Origin of the sequence: Enterococcus sp. CR-Ec1, assembly GCF_002850555.1 — a bacterium.
Taxonomy (GTDB): Bacteria; Bacillota; Bacilli; order Lactobacillales; family Enterococcaceae; genus Enterococcus_D; species Enterococcus_D entomosocium.
Genome location: NZ_CP025223.1, coordinates 75,953 through 94,931 on the forward strand (window position 1 = coordinate 75,953; position 18,979 = coordinate 94,931).

Consider the following 18,979-nt stretch of genomic DNA (forward strand, 5'->3'; position numbering starts at 1 on the left):
AAGCAGTTAATGAAATAACTGGGGACCTGAATCGAAGAGTTGCGCGTAGGCGGACTCTTTTTTTGATTTCTATTAAAAAGTACAATAAGTGAAAGGTTCTAAGAAATGGATGCCTATGCTAAGATAGAAGAAACCGGCAGCGTAAATAAGCAAGTGAGGTGGTCGCTATGAAAACGACAAGTCAAGTATACATTCGTTTAAATGAACATCTATTTAAATGCAAAAAATACGATTTGAATTTTTTGATAACAAAACTTTTAATTGAGCGAATCGATGAATTTCCTGCGATCTATATTGAAGAAATCGCCTATGCTGCACAGACGACCCCTGCCAGTATCACTAAATTTTGTAAGAAACTTGGTTATGCTAGTTTTAAAGAAATGCGTAATGACCTCACGATTTATTTTGAACAAGAATACCATTTAGCAAATACGATGTTTGAAGGGATGCTAGCGAATCTCGATACAAAGAGTAAAGTATCTGAAATGGTTGACCAATTTTTAGCCCGAGAGTACATGGTCCAAAAACAGATTTTTGACCAATTTGATCAACACCAATGCACACGGATCGCAGAAGAAATGAAACGAAAAAAACGAGTGGCGATCTTGGGTAACAGCTATTCTTTTTCGGTTGTTAATCTCCTGCGGGAACTGCTTAGTCAAATGGGCTATATCGTTTTTGAAGTAAACCGTAATGCGGAAGATCAGCTGATTGATCAAGTATTGCGGGAAACAGATATTTGTTTTGTGATCAATCTAACCGGCAGCTGGATCGATAAAAAGGCCTATTTGCTTGAAAAAACGGCCTGTCAGAAAGTTTTATTGACGTTCAGCGAGCAAGCCGCTCAAAGTAATCTCTTTGAAGAGCGTGTCTTGTTTAAAGAGGTCGTTCCATTGATGTCATCGAATTATTACTCGCAAAAAGTGCTTCATCTATGGATGATTTTTATGATTATGAATATGAGAAAAGAGTAAACGTAAAAAGCTATTTTCCATTTTTGGAAAATAGCTTTTATTGTTTCCTTATGAGAAAGCGCTTATATTCAAGTTAAGATATATCTTAAAAAATTTAGGAGGATTTACTGATGGATAAATTAATGCAATTTATTGAAACCAAAGTGATGCCGCCAATGATGAAACTTTCTAATCAACGTCACTTGAGTGCTGTTCGCGATGGATTGATCGCAACGATTCCAATCACAGTGATCGGATCGATCTTTTTATTGATACCGTACATTCCATGGCCTCAATCCTATGTATCGTTTATGGGCAATCATCCCGACTTAGTGGCAAAACTGATCATTCCCTTCAATATGAGTATGGGACTGCTTTCGATCTATGCAGCTTTTGGCATCGGCGCACGATTAGCGCAAAGCTACCAACTGGATAGTTTGGCAGGGGGCGTTTCTGCAATTTTTACCTTTTTTACTACATTGACCTTCACTTCTTTAGATGAAGGAACGTTTATCTCTACGCAATATCTTGGAGGAGAAGGCATGTTCGCCAGTATTTTGACCGCTATATTAGCAGTCGAGTGCATGCGCCTTTGTAAAAAATACAATATCGGGTTTAAACTGCCAGAGCAAGTCCCTACGAATGTCAGCAGCAGTTTTGAAGTGATTATTCCCGTGTTTTTTTCAATGACGATCGTTTGGATCATTGTTCACTTGATCGGCTTTGACATCAATGCCCTGATTGCAAGTTTGATCACACCCTTATTAAGTGTTTCTTCCAACTCGTTAGCAGCACCCTTGGTCTATGTAGGATTGACTTGTATCATGTGGCTATTCGGGATTCATCCGCAAATATTAGCGACGGTGATGTTGCCGATCTGGCTAGTCAATTCTGAAGCAAATATGGCAGCAGCACAAGCCGGACAAGCGATTCCTAATCTGGGGGTACAGCCGTTTATCTTTACTTTCTTATGGATCGGCGGTGGCGGAGGAACCTTAGCACTTTGCGCAATGATGTGTTTCTCCAAATCAAAATTTTTAAAACAACTTGGTCGTCTCAGCTTTATTCCTGGGGTCTTCAACATCAATGAGCCGTTGTTGTTTGGGTTGCCGATCGTTTTGAATCCAGCACTGGCGATTCCCTTTGTCGTGGCACCAATCGTGACCACTTTCGTGACTTATTTCGCGTTTGTGTCCAATCTTGTTCCCGGAATGGCGTATCCATTAGCGGCTGTGTGGACGGTTCCGAGTATTTTTTCAGCAGTGATCGCAACAGCCAGCATTCGCGGTGCTGTCTTAGTAGTGGTGAATTTCTTGATTTATTTGGGTATTTATTATCCTTTCTTCAAGGCCTACGAGCGCAAATTAGTGCTTGAAGAAGGTCAAACCGAAGCATAAGTCTATGAGATGAGCAATCAAATTTTGAGAAGAGGAGCAATGACATGAAGAAAAATAAGAATCAATTTCCTGCCGATTTTTATTGGGGAGGTGCAGTTGCCGCAAATCAATTAGAAGGGGCCTATCTTGAAGGGGGAAAAGGCTGGAGCGTGGCAGACATCAATCGCTTTCGTAATGATATCGATATAAAAAAGAAAAGCAACAAAGAAATAACGACGGCAGACGTTGAATTTGCTTTAAATGATCAAGAAGGGCGTTACCCCAAACGGGATGGGATCGATTTTTACCATACATTTCGTGAGGATCTGGCACTCTTAGCCGAAACAGGCATGAATTCGTTTCGAACATCTATTAGCTGGGCGAGAATTTTTCCAAAGGGAGACGAACAAACGCCCAACGAAGAAGGGTTGCGCTTTTATGACGAATTGATCGATTGTATCCTTGAAAACGGTATGGAACCCTTGATCACCTTGTCTCATTATGAAATGCCGATCCATTTAGCGATGGCTTATGATGGCTGGTCAAATCGTAAACTGATTGATTTCTTTGTTCATTTTGCGCAAGTCGTATTCAAGCGATACCAAGGAAAAGTCAAATATTGGATCTTAGTCAATCAAATGAACTTGATTACCCATGAATCATTTAACCACCTTGGTATTCCCGCTGACCGAGTCGACAATCTGAAGCAAGCTAAGTACCAAGGGGTTCACAATGAATTGGTAGCATGTGCGAGAGCGATCAAAGTAGGGAAAGAAATTGATCCTTCTTTTCAAATTGGGATGATGTCTTATTATGGCAATGTTTATCCAGCTACTTGTAAACCGTTGGATGTTCTGAGTGCTCTCAAAAATAATCAAATGGAATATTATTATTCAGATGTACTTGCGCGGGGAACTTATCCGAATTATGCCTATCGCTTTTTTGAAGAAAACGGCATCGAGATTCAATTTGGGGAAAACGATGAAGCGGACTTCAAGCATACGGTCGATTTTGTTTCTTTCTCCTATTACTACACGCGGATCATTCATAGTGAAAACTACGGGAAAGAAGACGCAGCTTCGCCTAACCCTTATTTAGAAGCCAATGACTGGGGCTGGGCGATTGATCCAATTGGGTTACGGATTGCTTTGAATGAGTATTATGATCGGTACCAATTGCCGATCATGATCACAGAAAATGGTATGGGTTTTTATGAGACATTGAATGAAGAAGGAACGATCGATGATACGTATCGCATTGATTTTCTGAAACAGCACATTGAACAAATGAAAGAAGCAATCTATGATGGCGTAGAACTGATCGGCTACTATCCTTGGGGACCGATCGATCTTGTTAGCTGCTCCTCATCAGAAATGAGCAAGCGGTATGGGTTCATTTACGTGGATCTAGATGATTGGGGCAATGGTTCAGGAAAACGGTACAAAAAAGCCAGCTTTGACTGGTATAAGAAAGTGACGGCTTCTAACGGAGAAGTCCTCGATTAAAAAAAGCGGCAACGACGAAGCAGAAGCTTGATCGTTGCCGCTTTTTCTATAAGAGAGTCAGAAAAGGGAGCCGGCGTCATTAGCGTAACCGTTTCTGATAAAGCATTCGTGCCAAGAACCAGCTCACGACTACGATACCGCCGCACCAGCTAAAGGCACTGATCAAGGTGGTATCTTTCAAGTTTAACAAAAGCCCTCGCAAAGAATGGATGATCGGCGACATTGGTTGGTATTCAGCAAAAATAGCTAACGGGCGAGGCATGGTTTCCGTAGGGACGAAACCAGAGCTTAAGTAGGGCAACAGGGTGATCAAGACAGTAAACAAGGTAGCTGTCTCGGGGCTTTTGGCGATGAGACCAACCAGAACTGAGACCCAAGTAAAAGCGAAGGTGAAGCAAAAGATCAATAGGAAGGCGAGCCCCCAGCCAGCAACTGTGGCTTGAGGGCGAAAACCGATGACCATGGCAACGATCAATACGACCAAGGTACTGATCAAGCTCCGAAGGGTCGCGGCGAAGACATGGCCGTTTAAAAAGGCTGAGTTAGAAATATTCAAGGTCATCAGCCGTTCCACCATGCCGGATTTCAAATCTTCCGTCACCGTTACCCCAACGGAGGAAGCACTTTGGGCGATACATTGGACGAGGACACCGGGAACGACAAAATCGACATAAGAAGTATCGCCGACGTTCATAGCTCCACCAAAAACATAGACGAAGAGGATCATTAAAATCGCTGGGGTCAAAATTCCACTTAGCAGAGTCTCCATACTGCGAATCGATAGCAAGAGATTGCGCTTGAATAAGGTGTTGGTTTCTATAATTGCTTTCATTGGTTTCCTCCTTGGACAAGTGTTAGAAAAATATCCTCTAAAGAAGCATTCTTTTGATTAAAACTGGTGATGGTGATCGGTAGTTGATTGAGTTCCTGCAACAGCGTGAAGGAATGCTGGAAGTCTTGACTGACGGGAAATGCCAGAGAGAGACTGGACTCATTGACTTGCAGCGGAAAATCAGACAGATGCTGACGCACGGTTTGCAAGTGTTCTTTTGTCAATACGCTGATTTCCATCGTTTGCGAAGGGTGCAGTGCTTTGACTTCTGTTGGTGTTCCTTGCAAGATGATTTTCCCTTCATGCAAAATGGCGACTTGGTCTGCTAAAAATTCAGCTTCTTCTAGGTATTGGGTCGTCAGGAAAATCGTTCGTCCTTGAGCGGCGATTTCTTTGATCATGTGCCATGTGGCTAAGCGGTTTTGCGGGTCTAACCCGGTCGTCGGTTCATCTAAAAAGAGCAGGTCAGGTTCGCCGATAAAACTCATGGCGATGTCTAAGCGCCGTCGCATGCCACCAGAATAATTTTTGACGAGTCTGTTGCTGGCATCCACCAAATCAAAACGCTCTAACAACTGTTGGACGATCAACTGTTTGTTTTTGACATGGCGCAAGGCAGCAATCATCAGCAAGTTTTCTCGTCCGGTTAGTTCTTGATCGACGGCGGAAAATTGCCCCGTCAGACTGATTTTTTCGCGAATCGCTGCTGGATCTTTAGTCAAGTCGATCCCGGCGATCAGCGCGGTTCCTTGATCAAAAGGCAGGATAGTGGACAAAATTTTGACTAAAGTGGTTTTTCCAGCGCCGTTTGATCCTAGTAAGACAAATACTTCGCCAGGAGTGACGTCAAAAGTGACCTCTTTCAAAACGGTTTTGTCTTTGAAACTTTTTTGTAAATGTTTCACGTGAAGCATTTTCTTTTTTACATGGGTATCCATAGCTTTTCCCTCGTTTCTATAAGATAATTCAACTATAAAGGCTCTTCGGGAAAAGCAACTGCTTATTTCAATATATTGAAAAAGAAGGTGAAAAAATGAACAATTATGGTGCGACAGTGAAAGAGCTTCGCAAAAGCAAAGGCTTACTATTGAAGGAATTAGTGGACGAACAATTGTCGATGTCTTTGTTATCGCAATTTGAAAATGGCAAAACGACGATTTCCTGCGAACGATTTCATCGTTTGCTAGATAAACTAGAAGTGAGTTTTGCCGAATTTCAACTGCTGCATACGGGGGAGCATCATTCGGAGGCTCAAAAGCTAATGGTCGACTATGTCCGTTCGATGGGGATCGAATCTATTGATGAAGTACCTAAACTAAAAAAGAAATATCAAAAGCTGACCGCCTACTTTCAACGACATTACTCCTTGGAGCTGGACCACTTCTTACAACTGATCCGTTTTGACTACTTGATGAAAGAGGAGCTTTTTAAAGGGGTGCCCATCCAGGAGGCGTACCCGAAACACAATTATTGTTTGGACTCTGCGAAACATTACTTGCTGAATACCGATACATGGGGTGTTTATGAGCTGCGGCTATTTGCCCGCGTAGCAGTTTCGATGGAGCCAGCTTTGCTTTGGCGCTGTTTGACGATCGCCATCAAAAAGAGTCAGCGCTTTGCAAAAATCCCCGGCAACAAAGATATTCTATACAACACGTTTGAGACGGTGTTTTCCGTCTTTGCTGTTTTTGATGAGGTGGATTATGCGGAAAAGACCTTTCATTTATGGCGAGATCATGTTTATGAAAAAGAACACATTGAGCAAGCGATCTTTATGCCGTTTTTTGAAGGCTGGACATGTCTATTAAAACAAAACAAGCCAAAAGCGGCGGACTTAATGCAACAAACGTTAGATCAATTGGAAAGATTAGGGATGAAGACCACGTTTTCCATGTATCAATCATTAAGCACGTTTGTTTTAAAGGAGGATTTCCCGGGAATTTTATTGAGTGATCCTTTGCTTTCTGAGGGAACTCGTTACGGGTGGGAAGAGCCCTAAAAAGCTATATTCCGCTGATGAAAGCGCCTTATGTTTAAGAATCGGAGAGGAAGTGATTAAAAATCAGTAAATGCAAGCAATTTGCTTCTTTTTTACTGATTAGAGGAGTATATTCGAAGTTGGAATTTTTCTTTCTTTAGAATTATTTTAATGCACTTTTTTATGAAATAGGAGGATGTAGGATGGATATTGTGACACTAGCGCGAATCCAGTTTGCGATGACGACGATTTTTCACTTTTTCTTTGTACCGTTTTCGATCGGAACTGGTGTCGTCGTTGCAATTATGGAGACACTTTATGTGATCAAAAAAGATGAAAAATATCGCCGGATGACGAAGTTTTGGGGAAATATTTTTCTATTAAGTTTTGCTGTCGGGGTCGTGACAGGGATCATTCAAGAATTTCAATTTGGGATGAACTGGTCAGACTATTCTCGTTTTGTCGGGGATATTTTTGGTGCGCCCTTGGCTTTGGAGGCTTTGTTGGCGTTCTTCTTAGAATCGACGTTCTTAGGACTGTGGATCTTTACATGGGATCGGGTCAGTCCGAAGCTGCACGCCACCTTTTTCTGGTTGGTGACGCTTGGTTCGATGCTATCGGCGTTTTGGATCTTAGCTGCCAATAGTTTTATGCAGCATCCAGTGGGGTATACCTTGAACAATGGCCGGGCAGAAATGACTGACTTCGGTGCTTTATTGGCAAATCCACAAGTGTGGTATGAGTTTTTACACGTGATCACCGCAGCCATCACGATGGGCGGAATCATTGTTGCTGGTTTATCAGCCTTTCGTCTATTGAAGAAAGACAAAGACATTGACCGCGATTTCTTCAAAAAATCAATGCGGATCGGTTTTGCGGTGGCATTGTTCGGTTCATTCACCGTCTTGCTAGCCGGGGATGAACAAATGAAATACTTGGTTGAAGAACAACCAATGAAATTTGCCGCAATGGAAGGAACTTATGAAGATACCGGGAGTCCTGCGGCTTGGACTGTCGTTGCTTGGGCGAATGAAGCGGAACATCACCAAGTCTTCGGTATTTCGATTCCATATATGTTGAGTATCTTAGCCTTCAATGAACCCTTCGGCTCAATCGATGGGATGGATACGGTCAATCAGCAATTGATTGAAACCTACGGCGACCGTAATTACTACCCGCCGGTCAACACACTCTTTTGGAGCTTCCGGATCATGGCTGGTTTTGGTGCCTTGATGCTGTTGGTTTCTGGTCTGGGGTTGTATTTTACGCGTAAGAAGAAACCGTGGCTCTTTGAAAAGCGCTGGCTGCTTTGGGTAGTGGCGATCACTTTGTTCACCCCATTTATTGCCAATACAGCTGGTTGGCTGATCACGGAGTTAGGACGTTACCCGTGGACGGTTTACGGCTTGTTTACGATCGAAGATAGTGTGTCACCAAACGTTTCCGTGACCTCTCTCTTGATCTCAAATATTGTTTACTTCCTCTTATTCTCTGGCTTAGGCGGAACAATGGTCTATCTTGTGAAACGGGAAATGGATCATGGACCTGAAAAAGAAGCCTTTGGTGAAATCAGCCAAGGAGACAACCAAGATGGGTACGAAGACCCATTTGATAAGGAGGCGTTTGAAGGATGACCGGTCTGCAATTACTATGGTTCACGTTGATTGGGCTTTTATTTTCCGGATTCTTCTTCTTAGAAGGGTTTGACTTTGGCGTGGGGATGTCTGTGCAGACATTGGCTCACAATGAAGAGGAAAAAGACCAGATCGTTAAAACGATCGGGCCTGTCTGGGATGGCAATGAAGTGTGGCTATTGACCGCCGGCGGAGCGATGTTCGCCTCGTTTCCATACTGGTATGCTTCTTTGTTCAGCGGGTTTTATTTGATTTTGCTGTTGATCTTAGTTGGGTTGATCATTCGTGGTGTCTCCTTTGAGTTTCGAGCGAACTTCCCGAAAGAGCACAAAAACATTTGGAACTGGACGTTGACGATCGGCAGTACGATCGTACCGTTTTTCTTCGGTCTGATGTTTGTCAGCATGATCCAAGGAATGCCTTTGGGTGAAGATGGCAACATGACCGCAACCTTTACGGATTACGTCAATCCCTTTTCAATCGTTGGCGGGATCGCGTTGACCTTGTTGTGCTACTTGCACGGATTAAACTATATCGCTTTGAAAACGGAAGGTCCGATTCGGGCACGGGCACGCAACTATGCAAGTATTTTTTATGGCATCCTATATGCAGGCTTAATCGTCTTTGCTGTGATGCTTTACTTCCAAACGGATTTCTTTGAGAATCATTTTGCGACAACGCTTGGTTTGTTGCTGGTGATCGTTGTACTGACACTGATTGCAAATATCGGCGTCTTTAAAGGCAAAGAAATGATGGCTTTCATTGCGAGCGGCTTGACGTTGATCGCTTTGGTGGCATTGATCTTCACAGGGTTATTCCCAAGAGTCTTGATCAGTTCGATCGATTCAAGCTATGACCTGTTGATCGCTGATGCGTCTTCAAGCCGCTACACATTGAAGATCATGAGTTATCTTTCACTGACGATCTTGCCTTTCGTCTTGGCCTATACGGCTTGGAGTTACTATATCTTCCGTAAGCGGATCAGTCATACGGAGGCGTTGGAGGGGTATAAATGATTGATAAACAAATCATGAAGCTCCCAGGAATGAAACAACTTTTAGGGCTGCTTGCGGGACTTTCGTTCCTGCAGGCGCTCTTCATTATTGGGCAGGCGTATGGATTGGCACGTGCCATCACTGGCTTATGGGAAGGACGACCATTAGAGGAACAGTGGGGCTGGATTCTGCTGTTCTTTTGTTCGTTTATCGCCCGGCAAGCCGTTATCTATTTCCGTTCCAAAAGACTCGATGATTACAGTTACCAGCAAGCCGCCGATCTGCGGGATCAATTATTGGAGAAATTGTTTCGGGTCGGTCCTCAGATCGCACAACAACAAGGGACGGGAAATGTAACAACGATGGTCTTGGAAGGGATCAACCAAGTCGAAAACTACTTGAAATTGATTCTTGCCAAAATCATGAATATGTCGATCATTCCTTGGGTCATTTTGGCACTCGTTTTTTATCTGGATTGGGAATCCGGCTTGGTCTTGCTGTTGGTGTTCCCCTTGATCATCATTTTTATGATCATCTTGGGCTATGCCGCGCAAAGCAAAGCGGAAAAACAATACCGAACGTTTCAATTACTGTCCAATCATTTCATCGACTCCCTGCGAGGGATCGACACGCTGAAATTGTTTGGGGTCAGTAAAAAATATGGCAAAAGTATCTTTGCTTCCAGCGAACGGTTTCGCAAAGCGACGATGGCTTCATTAAAAGTCGGTATTTTATCGACCTTCGCCTTAGACTTTTTCACGACCTTATCGATTGCCGTCGTGGCAGTCTTGCTAGGCTTGCGGCTGATCAATGAAGGAATCTTGCTGTTTCCAGCGTTAACCATCTTGATTTTAGCACCAGAATACTTCTTGCCGATCCGCGACTTTTCCAGTGATTACCATGCAACCTTAGACGGAAAAAATGCGATGACTGCGGTGACGGAGATCTTGCATCAGCCCGAAGCCCAAGTACCGGCAGTAACGGTGCCTCGTTGGCAGGAAGACGCCCAGTTAACGATCGATCAGCTGGCGTTTTCCTACGAGGAAAAAGCGGCTTTGACGGATATCAACTTGAACGTGACTGGCTTCAAAAAGATCGGGATCATCGGTTTGAGCGGTTCTGGCAAGTCTACCTTGATCAATACCTTGAGTGGCTTTCTCGTGCCAGACAGTGGCGAGATCACTCTCGGAGGGGCGAAGACCACGGCCTTTCGCCAAGCAAGCTGGCAAGAACAGCTGATCTATATTCCGCAAAATCCTTATATCTATCGGTTGACCTTGCAGGAAAATGTCGCGTTTTATCAGCCGACAGCTACCAAAGAAGCCGTACTGAAGGCCATTGAAGTGGCAGGCTTGACTGAGCTTTTGGCGGAGCTGCCGCAAGGGTTGGACACGATGTTAGGAGAAGGGGAACGGCATCTAAGTGGCGGACAAGCCCAACGGATCGCTCTAGCCCGTGCCTTTTTAGACCAGCAACGAAAGATTCTTTTGTTTGATGAACCAACGGCTCATTTGGATATTGAAACTGAAGTTGCCTTAAAGGAACGGATGCTGCCGCTGATGGAAAACCGTTTAGTCTTTTTTGCAACCCATCGCTTGCACTGGATGGAAGAAATGGATGAAATCATCGTGATGGATCAAGGAAGAATCGTGGAACAAGGCACCTTGACACAACTGCAGCAAAAGCAAGGTGCTTTTACAGAACTAGTCAATGGAATGAGGAGGGAACAGCTTGAATAAAATCGGCTTATTGCGCTCATTGAAAACCGATACCTGGGTCAAGCCTTTCTTGTCAAAATACAAAAACGTTTTGGCGTTGGCCTTATTCCTAGGCTTCTTGACCTTTTTCTGTGGCGGTGCACTGATGTTTAATTCGGGGTACCTGATCAGCCGCTCGGCATCGATCCCAGAAAACATTCTATTGGTTTACATCCCCATCGTACTGACCCGAGCGTTTGGGATCGGCCGTCCAGTCTTTCGCTATTTGGAACGGTTGACCAGTCATAGCTGGGTCTTGCGCATGACCTCTAATTTACGTTTGAAATTGTACAACGTAGTAGAAAAAGATGCGATCTTCTTTAAGCAAGCGCATCGCACGGGGGATATCTTGGGCTTATTGGCAGAAGATATCAACCATATTCAAAACCTGTATTTGCGGACGATCTTTCCTACCGTGATCGCTTGGATCTTGTATGCGTTCTTGATCATTGGACTCGGCTATTTTTCTTGGTGGTTTGCTTTGGTGATGCTGCTGCTATTAGGAACCATCGTCTTTGTCTTGCCACTTTGGTCGGTGATCATCAACGGCGCGCGGCAAGAAAAGCAAAAACATATGAAAAACAACTTGTATACGACACTGACGGATAATGTATTAGGGGTTTCTGATTGGGTCTTCTCTCAAAGAGGGAGCGAGTACGTGGCTGCCCATAAGGAACTGGAAACGCAGTTGCGGGCGGTGGATGAACAGATGCTGTCCTTTGATCGCCGGCGTGATTTTCTTTTACAAAGCATCTTTGGGGTGATCGCTGTCGCATTGCTGCTTTGGACCAGCATTCGCTTTCCAGGTAACCACGGAGGAGCAGCCAACTGGATCGCTGCCTTTGTCCTGTGTGTCTTTCCTTTAGTTGATGCATTTGCGCCATTACCGTCAGCTGCTCAAGAAACCAATCGCTACAAAGACTCCATCGATCGCTTCAATGCATTGCCAGAAGAAAATCGCCAAGAGGTCTCCATGGAGCAACCGTTAGTACCTGAAGTGACGGGCCTCGTGTCGATCACAGTCAAGGACTTGCATTTTCAGTATCCTGAAGGCAAAGAAGTGCTTTATGGGCTGGATCTAACGATTCCTGCACATCAAAAACTAGCGATCCTTGGCCGCAGCGGTTCTGGGAAAAGTACATTTGCCTCCTTGTTGCGAGGCGATCTGCAACCGACGCAAGGGGCGATCACCTTAAATGACGTGCCAGTGACGGCATTGAGTGAGTCAATCAGTGACTTGATCGGTGTCATCAATCAAAGTCCCTATCTTTTCCATACGACCGTCTTGAATAATATTCGGCTAGGCAATGAGTCGGCTTCGGAAGAAGAAGTCTGGCGCGTACTGGAGCAAGTCGGGTTGAAAGAAATGGTGGCAGCTTTGCCTAATGGTTTGGCGACGATGGTGGATGAAGCCGGCTTGCGTTTTTCTGGTGGAGAACGGCATCGTTTGGCATTGGCGCGAATCTTGCTAAAAGACACCCCAATCATCTTATTGGATGAGCCAACCGTCGGCTTAGACCCAATCACGGAGCAAGGCGTACTTGAAACCTTTTTCCAAGTGCTGGAGAACAAAACGATCATTTGGATCACCCACCACTTGCAAGGAATTTCGATGATGGATCGTGTGCTTTTTATTGAAGATGGTCAGTTGACCATGAGCGGAACACCTGCCGAATTGGCCGCAGAAAATAAACATTTTCAACACTTATTGGCCATTGACCAAGGACGACGATAAAAAAGAGCGTCCATCAATCAGTGATGGACGCTTTTCTTATCATTGCTCTATGGCTCAGTAATTGCGCTGCAAGAGCAGTTCAGTTAATGAACGAATTTTGGCCTTGCTAGGTGCTTCTGGCAGCAGATCGATGTCGTCTAAGGCTTTTTGCGTGTAGGTGACCGCGAAAGCGCGCGCTTTTTCGACACCGCCGTAACGGACGACAAGATCCGCAACTTCTTGGGCTTCTGCCAAGGAGAGTGCTGCTTTTTTATTCAAATAAGGAGCGAATGCTGCAGGTGCCTGTTCTTTGGCAAATAGCAGCGGCAAGGTATAGACCCCTTGCGCCAAATCTTCTAGAATCGGTTTTTTCAAGGTGCCACTATCAGAGGTGTAGTCGAGAATATCGTCGAATACTTGAAAGGCGATCCCGATGTTGCGCCCGATCTCACCAGCTCGTTCTTGGTTTTCTGTGTCGAGGCCGCCAAAATGAGCGCCTTCGAGACAAGCGAGCCAAAACAGTTCAGCGGTTTTGCCGTTGATGCTTTGTAGATAGTCGTCAATCGATTCATGGATGTTGTAGCGAGTGTGCATTTGATCAAGCTCACCTAAAAGGAGTCGTTTCATGGCTTGTGCGTTGGTTTTTAAAAACGGGGAGCCATTCATACTTTCGATCAAAAGCTCAAAAAATTGGGTGAACAGAAGATCACCCGTGTAGACCGCGATATCCTTGCCATATTTGGCTTGAACAGTGACTTGACTGCGCCGCAGCGGCGAATCGTCAATAATGTCGTCATGGATCAAAGTGGCCATGTGTAAAATTTCTAGAGAAGCAGCAATTTTTGTTAATTGGTCGGTTTTTTTATGATGGGGATCGCCTAAGTCAGCAAACAAAAAAAAGAGCGCTGGCCGCAGCATTTTTCCACCTGAATAAGTAAAGTCGATCAAAACATCTTGTATCTCTTTGTTACGAACAGTAACGTGTTCTTCAATGATGGAACATACGGTTTTCAATCGTTGTTCGATCGTCGGATAATCGATCCAAAAGTCAAACATAGTATAACCCTTTCTAACAGTCATTCAGCCCTTATTCTAGCGTAAAGGGGCGTGATTGACTAGTTTAATGCACTCACTAAAGGAGGTGAAGTTGTGACGCTACCTGTATTTTTAGAACTTGTCGAATTTAAAGCAAAAACCGCCAGTATTTTGCCATTTTTTATTGGTGTCTGCTACAGCTGGTACAATTATCAAACGATTCATCTTGGCTATGTCTTGTTGTATTTCATTGCCATGCTGATCTTCAATATGGCGGTGGATATTTTAGATAACTACAACGATTACCATCATGCCACAGAAGGGCATGATTACAAAGAAAAAACCAATATCATTGGTCGGGAACAGTTGTCTGTCAAATTGGTTTTTTGGTTGATGGTCTCCATGATCATCGTTTCCGCCGCCATGGGAATCGCCTTGGCAATGGTAGTTGGTTGGCCGCTCTTTTGGATGGGGCTGTATTGTTACCTAGTCGGGATCTTTTATTCCTCTGGTCCACGGCCGCTTTCTAGTTTGCCTTTAGGCGAGTTCTTTTCCGGCTTTACGATGGGCTTTATGATCTCGTTGATCTGTGTCTACCTTAATGCCTATCAAACCTTTGAATGGAATATTGCCACGATTGGCAGTATTTTCTTGATCTCATTACCCAACACATTATGGATCGCCAACTTGATGCTGGCAAACAACATTTGTGATCTGGAAGAGGATGAAAAAAATGAGCGCTATACGCTGGTGCATTACCTTGGTAAAGCCCGTGCGTTGAAATTATTTATCACAATGAACGTCTTGGCGTTTGTTGCGATCATTGCCTCAGTTGCCCTCAACATTGCGCCTTGGTCACTGGTTCTGACCTTTTTCGCGGCGCCCTTTGTCTGGCAACAGACAAAACGATTTATGCAAAAACAAATCAAAAGAGAGACCTTCATTTGTGCCGTTCGGATCCTTGCGGTCGGAGCATGCGTACAAGTGCTGAGTTTTGCGATTGGTTTGATTTTATAATTTTTACAGCAAAGAAAGGAAGTAAGGAAACATGAAGGAAGTTGTCATTTTAGGAGCAGGGTATGCTGGATTGCGAGCATTGCACGTACTGCAAGGAGCAAAAGAAGCGTTTCACATCACATTGATCGACAAAAACGATTATCATTATGAGGCAACCGATCTTCATGAAGTTGCGGCTGGTACGCAACCAAGAGACCGTATTTGCTATCCCATCAATGATGTCGTTCGTCCCCAAAAGACGAGCTTTGTTCAAAAGGAAGTGGCGTCGATCGATCGTAACCAGCAAGTGATCGTTTTTAAAGATCAATCCACGTGCACGTATGATTATTTGATCGTGGCATTAGGCTTTGAATCAGAATCATTCGGGATCCCTGGTGTCGAGGAGCATGCGTTGGAAATGGTGGATGTCGACTCCGCAGAAAACATCTATCATCATTTGTTGAAACAAATGAAGGCATACAAAGAAACACAAAATCCTGACTACCTAAAAATCGTTGTCTGCGGTGCTGGTTTTACCGGAATCGAATTGCTAGGTTCATTGGTGGAAAACCGTAAAACCTTTGCGAAAGCAGCAGGCGTCAAGCCAGAAGACATCAAACTGTATTGTGTCGAAGCAGTGACTCGTTTATTACCGATGTTTGATGAAAAACTATCGGATTATGGGATCAAAAATCTCGTTAAATGGGGCGTGAACTTCCTGACTGGTAAACCCATCAAATCAATCAAATCGGGTGTCGTTGTCTATCAAGATGATGCCGATACAGGAGCAACAGCTGAATTATCAGCCAAAACCATCGTTTGGACCACAGGCGTCAGCGGCAGCCATGTGATGGCTGAATCAGACTTTTCTGCTCGTCGTGGTCGTGTGATGGTCAATCAAGACCTAACAGACCCTGATCATAGTAACGTCTATGTTGTCGGTGATGTTTCAGCAGTCATGGACCCAGCGACCAATCGCCCGTATCCAACAACGGCTCAAATCGCTTTGAAGATGGGGCAGCATGCGGGTAAAAATATCTTACGTCAAATGAACGGGGAAAAACCAACAGATTTCCACTTTGAATCATTAGGTTCAGTGGCGTCGATCGGCAATACCCATGCCTTTGGCTTAGTAGGGAAAATGGGCATCAAAGGCTATCCCGCTTCCGTGGTGAAAAAAGCCATTATGGACCGTTCCTTGTACCAAACCGGTGGGGTCAAAGAAGTATTGGCGAAAGGCCGCTTCGACTTTTATCATTGAGCAATAGAGACAGCAGACTGCGAGGGTGACCTCGCAGTTTTTTTTCAAAAAAAGCAGTGGCGGCATCCCGCAGACTACTTTTTTCTCCCAGAAACTGCTATGATAGCCAAAAGAAGAGGACAAAGGAGCAAGGACAATGGCAGAAGGTCAACGAGTGTTACAGGGAATGGGAACGGTGATCACGATTTGGGTGCAGCATGAAACCCCAGAAGTGATCTTAGAGGAAGCAGCGAAAAGAGCCGCGGCCTTTGAACAGCGTTTTAGTGCCAATGACCCTACGTCGGAGTTGATGCAGATCAATCAGCAGGCAGGACAAGGAGCGATCGCCGCCACACCGGAATTGGTTGAATTGATCGCACTAGGGAAAACCCATAGCTTGCCAAAAGATAGCTACTTAAATATTGCCATCGGTCCTTTAGTGCAGGAATGGCGAATCGGGTTTCAAGATGCCCATCTACCAACGCCTGAGAAAATCGCTGAACTGCTGCCAAAGACTGATCCCGCCAAGATCGTTTTGGATGAAACGCTGCAGACCGTTGGGTTAGCTGCCGGCATGAAGCTTGATCTAGGGGCCGTTGCGAAAGGGTATTTTGCTGATTTGTTGATGGCGTATTTCAAGCAGGTCGGTGTCACAGCAGCTTTGATCGATCTTGGGGGCAATGTGGTGACTTACGGCGATGCCCCGAGCCATGCTGATGGCTATTGGCGGATCGGGATCCAAAATCCTTTCTTGCCAAGAGGGAATTTTGTCGCCGCGTTGAAGGTACACAATCAGTCAGTCGTTACATCAGGGATCTATGAACGAACCTATCAGGTAGCGGGCAAGACCTATCATCATATCTTTGATCGAGAAACGGGCTATCCGTTAGAGTCAGCCATTGCCAGTGTCACGATTCTATCCGACAAATCGGTTGATGGAGAGATTTGGACGACCCGCTTATTCGGCAAAGAGCCACCAGCCATCTTGCAGGAGCTGGCGCCGTTAGAAGGGATCACTGGATTAGTCATTACCAAACAAGGTGAATTGATCTATCCGCAAGAATTAGCACGTTTGATCGAAACGCCAACAGCAGAATGAAAACAAGCAGCGACTACCTAGGAATATAGGTGATCGCTGCTTGTTTTTTTTGTAAAAAAAGAAAGTTAGACGTGGTGCAAAAAGGCCTCGATCAAGGCGGCTTCGCTGTTTGACAATGCCCGTTCGGCTTGGTGGGCAATAAAATAGGTGAGGGACAAGAGTTCCTCTGGCATTGGATAAAGATTAAAAGGGGTCGCGGTCGCTGCTTGTAGCACGCTTTCTGGTACGATCGCAATCCCAAGGTTGTTTTCTGCCAATGCCGCTGCTGTATAAATATTGCTGCTTTCTATGAGAACCGTCGCCTCTACTTTGTATTTTTGCAGCAATTGATCGATTTGGCGCCGAATCGCCGAGCCGCTGGCGGTCAAAATCAATGGACTTTGCAGCAAGTCTTTGACGGCCAATGAATCAGGCGCTAAATACCGCTTCTCTGGTTGATACAGGGAAGAACAAGGCGGAATGATCGCTAGATACCGTTCTTGATTGGTACTGTGGACCGTTAGATTCGGTGCGATCGTCTCAGGATTTTGTCCGATAAAAAAGTCCAGCTGCCCATTCAGCAGGCGTTTTTCATTGTGCTTCGGCAGGTCTTCCCGCAAGAAAAAGTGCACGTTGGGATAGTGTTCATAATACGCAGGCAAAAAGAGCGGCAGCAGGTAAGAACCAAGGCTTGGCAAGATGCCTAAGCGCAAAGAACGCTTCTCGGTCGCGGTATACCAAGACAGCCGACTTTTCAATTTGGCAGATTCTGTTTCCAAGGTTTCTAGATATTGATAATAGATTTTACCAGCTTCCGTCAGTTGAAAATGTCCCGGCTGCCGATTGATGATGGGGGTCCCTAGCTCTTGCTCGGCTCGTTTCACGGTTTGCGTCAAGTAAGGCTGTGAAATGTAGAGATCTTTGGCGGCTTTGGTGTAGTTGCTATGCTTTAACAAGGTATCGAGGTATTGCAGCATCAGATGGGAATCTTTAAGTGCCATCGCGTTGTCCTCCTGGTCATTTTTCTCATTATAACAAATTTGTTATCGATGGATAATTAAATAAATATTTCACAAATAAAGAATTCAGCCGTACACTTAATGGGTACTTGGGGAAGATTTTTTTGTTTAGGAAGAAGCCTTTCATCTCAGTAGGTCATAAAAAACAACTTGAGAAACGATTGAAAAAAGAAATCAAAGCCAATGGTCAAAAACTTTTTATTTTTTGTTAAATGTTAAATTATTCACAATTAGGAGAGATGATAATGAAATTGATTGGAATCGTAGGAACCAACTCGACGCGTTCGACCAACCGTCGCTTACTGCAATTTATTCAAAGCCATTTTAGTGACCAAGCGGAGATCGAACTTTGCGAAATCAGTGATCTGCCGGCATTTAATGAACCAGAAGATCGGACGGCACCAGCGGCAGTCCAAGCCTTGTCAGAGAAGATCGAAGCAGCAGATGGGGTAATCATCAGTACACCAGAATACGACCACTCGATCCCAGCGGTGTTAAAAAGCATGATCGAATGGCTTTCTTATACGACGCGGCCTTTGATCGATAAACCAGTGATGATCACGGGTGCTTCTCTTGGTGCATTAGGTTCATCGAGAGCCCAAGCCCACTTGCGTCAGATCTTAGATGCGCCTGAAGTAAAAGCCCGAATCATGCCGAGTGCGGAATTTTTGTTAGGGCATTCCATGCAAGCCTTCGATGAACAAGGAAACTTGATCGATAACGAAAAAGTTGCCGAACTAGAAGACTGTTTCAATGAATTTGTCTTGTTCGTCGAAATCACGAACCGTCTGGTCAGTGAATATTCAACGGCTAAAGAACGAGCAAAGAAATTTTCGTGGGAACAAGCATAAGAAAGAGAGGAACTAG

General features: G+C 44.6%; 16 protein-coding genes. 12 read left to right on the forward strand and 4 right to left on the reverse strand.

Features of this window, described 5'->3' with window-relative positions:
• Positions 1–167: 167 nt before the first annotated feature.
• The 3 genes from CXM95_RS00355 (at position 168) to CXM95_RS00365 (ending at position 3,834) form a co-directional block, all read left to right on the forward strand.
• Positions 168–974: a MurR/RpiR family transcriptional regulator gene (locus tag CXM95_RS00355; protein ID WP_008376679.1), complete on the forward strand. Its 807-nt coding sequence runs from the start codon at positions 168–170 to the stop codon at positions 972–974.
• Between the two features lie 110 nt (positions 975–1,084).
• Positions 1,085–2,350 carry a PTS sugar transporter subunit IIC gene (locus CXM95_RS00360; RefSeq protein WP_008376678.1) on the forward strand — a complete coding sequence of 422 codons (1,266 nt, stop codon included), beginning with the start codon at positions 1,085–1,087 and terminating at the stop codon, positions 2,348–2,350.
• 44 nt (positions 2,351–2,394) lie between these two features.
• Complete coding sequence (locus tag CXM95_RS00365) at positions 2,395–3,834, forward strand: glycoside hydrolase family 1 protein (protein ID WP_101698730.1); 1,440 nt, start codon at positions 2,395–2,397, stop codon at positions 3,832–3,834.
• 79 nt (positions 3,835–3,913) lie between these two features.
• Here CXM95_RS00365 and CXM95_RS00370 read toward each other — a convergent pair whose 3' ends face one another.
• Together CXM95_RS00370 and CXM95_RS00375 are read right to left on the reverse strand one after the other, a co-directional pair.
• The gene (locus CXM95_RS00370) at positions 3,914–4,666 is read right to left on the reverse strand and encodes an ABC transporter permease (RefSeq protein ID WP_008376673.1); all 753 of its coding nucleotides are present in this window, start codon (positions 4,664–4,666) and stop codon (positions 3,914–3,916) included.
• A complete protein-coding gene (locus CXM95_RS00375) occupies positions 4,663–5,604 on the reverse strand; it encodes an ABC transporter ATP-binding protein (RefSeq protein WP_087664747.1) in 942 nt (313 codons plus the stop codon). Before CXM95_RS00375 ends, CXM95_RS00370 begins: the two co-directional genes overlap by 4 nt.
• Positions 5,605–5,699: 95 nt before the next feature.
• Between CXM95_RS00375 and CXM95_RS00380 the strand changes: the two genes are divergently transcribed.
• From CXM95_RS00380 to cydC, 5 genes are all read left to right on the forward strand, one after another.
• The gene (locus tag CXM95_RS00380; RefSeq protein ID WP_061053539.1) at positions 5,700–6,665 is read left to right on the forward strand and encodes an Rgg/GadR/MutR family transcriptional regulator; all 966 of its coding nucleotides are present in this window, start codon (positions 5,700–5,702) and stop codon (positions 6,663–6,665) included.
• A gap of 182 nt (positions 6,666–6,847) precedes the next feature.
• Positions 6,848–8,278 (forward strand): cytochrome ubiquinol oxidase subunit I, encoded by a 1,431-nt coding sequence (locus tag CXM95_RS00385; protein ID WP_005232838.1) that lies wholly within the window; start codon positions 6,848–6,850, stop codon positions 8,276–8,278.
• On the forward strand, positions 8,275–9,294 hold the full coding sequence (cydB, locus tag CXM95_RS00390; RefSeq protein WP_005232836.1) for a cytochrome d ubiquinol oxidase subunit II: 1,020 nt from the start codon (positions 8,275–8,277) through the stop codon (positions 9,292–9,294). Before CXM95_RS00385 ends, cydB begins: the two co-directional genes overlap by 4 nt.
• Positions 9,291–11,012 carry a thiol reductant ABC exporter subunit CydD gene (gene cydD, locus CXM95_RS00395; RefSeq protein WP_008376663.1) on the forward strand — a complete coding sequence of 574 codons (1,722 nt, stop codon included), beginning with the start codon at positions 9,291–9,293 and terminating at the stop codon, positions 11,010–11,012. Before cydB ends, cydD begins: the two co-directional genes overlap by 4 nt.
• A complete protein-coding gene (gene cydC, locus CXM95_RS00400) occupies positions 11,005–12,765 on the forward strand; it encodes a thiol reductant ABC exporter subunit CydC (protein ID WP_101698731.1) in 1,761 nt (586 codons plus the stop codon). The genes cydD and cydC overlap by 8 nt, the downstream gene beginning before the upstream one ends.
• A 54-nt stretch (positions 12,766–12,819) precedes the next feature.
• On the opposite strand, the gene CXM95_RS00405 is transcribed toward cydC, so the two are convergent.
• Positions 12,820–13,800 carry a polyprenyl synthetase family protein gene (locus tag CXM95_RS00405; RefSeq protein WP_101698732.1) on the reverse strand — a complete coding sequence of 327 codons (981 nt, stop codon included), beginning with the start codon at positions 13,798–13,800 and terminating at the stop codon, positions 12,820–12,822.
• 93 nt (positions 13,801–13,893) lie between these two features.
• Between CXM95_RS00405 and CXM95_RS00410 the strand changes: the two genes are divergently transcribed.
• The 3 genes from CXM95_RS00410 (at position 13,894) to CXM95_RS00420 (ending at position 17,114) form a co-directional block, all read left to right on the forward strand.
• Positions 13,894–14,796 (forward strand): prenyltransferase, encoded by a 903-nt coding sequence (locus CXM95_RS00410; RefSeq protein WP_005226546.1) that lies wholly within the window; start codon positions 13,894–13,896, stop codon positions 14,794–14,796.
• 31 nt (positions 14,797–14,827) lie between these two features.
• A complete protein-coding gene (locus CXM95_RS00415; protein WP_086332848.1) occupies positions 14,828–16,036 on the forward strand; it encodes an NAD(P)/FAD-dependent oxidoreductase in 1,209 nt (402 codons plus the stop codon).
• Between the two features lie 136 nt (positions 16,037–16,172).
• A complete protein-coding gene (locus CXM95_RS00420; RefSeq protein ID WP_005232830.1) occupies positions 16,173–17,114 on the forward strand; it encodes an FAD:protein FMN transferase in 942 nt (313 codons plus the stop codon).
• 65 nt (positions 17,115–17,179) lie between these two features.
• Here the strand turns inward: CXM95_RS00420 and CXM95_RS00425 are convergent, their stop codons facing one another.
• Positions 17,180–18,094: a LysR family transcriptional regulator gene (locus CXM95_RS00425; RefSeq protein ID WP_086294335.1), complete on the reverse strand. Its 915-nt coding sequence runs from the start codon at positions 18,092–18,094 to the stop codon at positions 17,180–17,182.
• Positions 18,095–18,357: 263 nt separating this feature from the next.
• Here CXM95_RS00425 and CXM95_RS00430 point away from each other — a divergent pair, with 263 nt between their 5' ends.
• Positions 18,358–18,963, forward strand: a complete 606-nt coding sequence (locus CXM95_RS00430) for an NADPH-dependent FMN reductase (RefSeq protein ID WP_008376652.1) — start codon at positions 18,358–18,360, stop codon at positions 18,961–18,963.
• Positions 18,964–18,979 lie beyond the last annotated feature (16 nt).